At 43.6% G+C, this 3,341-nt stretch carries 3 protein-coding genes and 1 pseudogene; 1 reads left to right on the forward strand and 3 read right to left on the reverse strand.

The genetic code is table 11. The features are described 5' to 3' along the window. A partial coding sequence (locus AC1DSE_RS34125; RefSeq protein WP_477528999.1) for a DNA cytosine methyltransferase occupies positions 1-419 on the forward strand: 419 nt, incomplete at its 5' end. A 363-nt stretch (positions 420-782) separates the two neighbouring features. On the opposite strand, the gene AC1DSE_RS34130 is transcribed toward AC1DSE_RS34125, so the two are convergent. The 3 genes and pseudogenes from AC1DSE_RS34130 to AC1DSE_RS34140 all read right to left on the reverse strand — a co-directional run. Further along, on the reverse strand, positions 783-1,490 hold the full coding sequence (locus tag AC1DSE_RS34130; RefSeq protein WP_477529000.1) for an SDR family NAD(P)-dependent oxidoreductase: 708 nt from the start codon (positions 1,488-1,490) through the stop codon (positions 783-785). Beyond that, a pseudogene (locus AC1DSE_RS34135) lies at positions 1,477-2,554 on the reverse strand (MFS transporter). Before AC1DSE_RS34135 ends, AC1DSE_RS34130 begins: the two are co-directional and overlap by 14 nt. Continuing rightward, positions 2,544-3,341, reverse strand: a 798-nt coding sequence (locus AC1DSE_RS34140) for an SDR family NAD(P)-dependent oxidoreductase (protein ID WP_477529001.1), incomplete at its 5' end; no start/stop codon positions are given. The pseudogene AC1DSE_RS34135 and the gene AC1DSE_RS34140, both read right to left, overlap by 11 nt.

Genomic DNA, 3,341 nt, shown 5'->3' on the forward strand with positions numbered 1-3,341 from the left:
GACTAGCGCCGACACTTACAACGAATAAGGGTGAAGGTAACAAAATTTTAGTTAATGTATCACAAAAGACAGGTGTCAACGAAGCAGGAGAAGCAGCTTGTTTAGATGCAAGTTATTTCAAAGGATTAGGAGCCAATCAAGCTCGAACAGGGGTCATGGAACCCATGGCTGTATTAACACCTGACCGCGAAGAGAAAAGGCAGAACGGACGTAGATTTAAGGAGCCAGGAGAACCATCTTTTACGCTAACAGCACAGGACAAACATGGAATCTATGATGGTTATCGTATTCGCAAACTGACACCTCTTGAATGTTTTCGACTGCAGTCTTTTCCGGACGATTGGTTTTATACACTCAAAGGATATGGGATAAGCGATTCCCAATTATATAAAATGGCAGGCAATGCTGTAACGAGCTGAGTTGCTTATGAAATCGGTAAACGATTGATGGATTCCTTCAGATTTTAATGTACTTGAGTAATGCAGTCTGTTCTGTGCTGCATTAATTTTTTGTATAAACAGTATCTACATTGTTATCTAAGGGTAATAAAAGTAGTACATGTTAGGTTATCAGCATTATCATTTCCCTCAACTAATAAAAAGAAGCAGCCGATCATTATGATTGGCTGCTTCTGTGTATTATTGAACTATGGTTTCCCGTTAGTTCAACGATTTATTGATTTTAGACTTCAATTCTGTTTTCATAACAAGAAAAACACTAATTCAATCAAATCTTCCACATTGTTACTCCTCCATATTAGCAAACGCCCAGACTTACTTACATCACCAATTGATTAGTTTACCATCTCTGAAGAACCCACAGCGTGGTCGTTCCGCCCCCAATTTTATCAACCCGAGGATCAACTCGGCAGCATGTTTTGGAGTTCTTGGAGCGGACGAACCTCCCATATCCGAGCTGACCCACCCTGGATCGGCTGCATAAATTTTTATATGTCCTTTGACTTCGGCTGCTGCCAATTGGGTCAATGCATTCATGGCAAGTTTGGAGATCTTGTATGCACCAGCACCTTCAGATGACATGGCACTCATGGTTCCATATTCCGAGGAGACATTTATTATTGTTCCATATCCTCGCTCTTCCATAAGTGGTACAAACGAACGCATGACATGATAAACACCGTATAAATTCGTTGTCATTGTGTTCTCGAGAATCGTTGGATCCATCGATAATAAGTTGTTATCCCCGTCAAGATAAATACCAGCATTATTAATTAGTATATCTAATCGCCCAACGGTCTCTGTGATAGTCATTGCAGCTTGACGAATGCTTTCTTGATCCGTTACATCAATTAAAATAAAGGAGACATCAAATCCCGATTCGGCAAGCTGTTGCGCAACTGCAGTGCCCTTGTTTGTATCTCTGCTTGCTAATATGACCTTGAAACCCATGCAAGCTAATTGTTTGACGAGTTCATATCCGATGCCACGATTCGCTCCTGTGACCAGAGCTACCTGCTTATCTATCATCATGAGCAACCTCCAATCGACCCTCTATTGAAATTTTTGGATAAATGGACGCAATGCTTAATACAACGAACAAGATCCCTCCAAGTAAGACGTATGGCGCCCCCATTCCCGTTATGAAAAGCCCACATACGCTTGCGCCTATTGTTGTGCCCAAGTTAGCAGATGTCAGGAAGATTTCGTTTGCGAATTCAGGCGCATCCGGCGCTGAAGTGACAATCCAATATTGAGTAATATTGCCGCCAATCCCTCCCAATACTCCCCAGATCAGAATCATACAGACCATGGGTACGCTGAACTGGCCGAGGAATAACATGAGGATGTAGACGCCACCTAATACAAACGGATATCGCTTTATTGTACTTAATGCATGATGAGTAAGCAGTCTCCCTGCGATTATGTTTCCAATCATATTAGCCGCACCGTAAAGGAATAACATCAAACTAATGGTGTTCCAAGTCAATTGGGTCACGATTTCCAAGTATTCCGCAAGATAACTGTACACTCCGAACAAGGCTCCGTTCATGAAGATAACCGCGGCAATGGACAACCAAACTGCTGATCTTCTTAAGACTCGCAATTGAACGCCATAAGAAGGCTGATTCGCTACAGGCATAGACGGAACGAATAAAAGCGTTGCGATGAAGGCGGCTATATTTACCACCGCAAAGAACAACATCGCATAAGCAAGCGATGTTGCGCTTGCGATTATGCTGGCTACCGGTACCCCAATTACCATGCCCRCAGAAACGCCAATGAAGACTTTCGCTACTGCCTTTGATGCTTCTTCTTTGTTAACGGTAGCGGCTGCGACCGTAAAGGCCATGGAACAATAAATCGGGTGAAAAAAAGCGGGTACGACACGTGCAATCAATAACACGGTAAAGTCTGATGTAATAGCGGAAACGAAATTGCCCACAATAAAAATGCCAAGTKCAAGTAGCATGATTTTTTTACGATTTATCCCCGAGAACAATGAGGGCAAAATTAACGCCCATTTCAGTATTTAAAATACCAAATACCCCAAAAGTTAATACATAGACAACTAAATGGTTGCGATTAATCCTCATACGCCATAGCTGACGAAAGCTCTCGGTAGGCATTAACTTGAGCTTGAAGATCGACAATCTTCTGCTCAGCAATACCCATCGCGTCAGCGCCTCCGATAAAGCGTTTCGGTGGATCAATCTCACTTACAATCTTGAGAATCGCATTCGCGAGCTTGGTTRGATCACCAGATTGTTGCCCATTTTGTTCTTTGAAAAATGACAGGAAGCTTGCTCTGCGATCCTCGTAATCTTCGAGTAAGTTTTTGGCGTAAGTCGACGAGGACTCTGTCAGAAATTCCGTACGGAAAAAGCCCGGATTGACAATCGTCGTATGAATGCCGAAAGGAGCTATTTCAGGTGAGAGGGACTCCATCCAGCCCTCAAGCGCGAATTTCGATGCACTGTAGGCTGAGTTAAACTCAAAGCCGGAAATGCCTGCACCGGAAGAAATCGAGACGATATGACCGTTACGCTGCTTGCGCATGACAGGCAACACCGCACGGGTAACGTTCATAGGCCCTATCAATGACACGTGTAATTGCTCATCGATTTGGACGGGGGTCAGTTCTTCAAAGAAACCTCCATAAAATTGCGCGGCATTATTAACAAGCACATCGATAGTGCCGAAGCGATCAATTGCAGCCTTAACTGCCGACTGAGCATCATCAGGACGGGTAACATCCAATTTAACGACCAAGGCATTCTCAGAATCACCGATCGCTTTAGCCACCGCGTCTGTATTGCGTCCTGTAGCCACAACCTTATGTCCTGCATTCAAGGCAGCTTTCGCGATTATTTTGCCCATACC

This window comes from Paenibacillus sp. 01L418 (genome assembly GCF_056400045.1).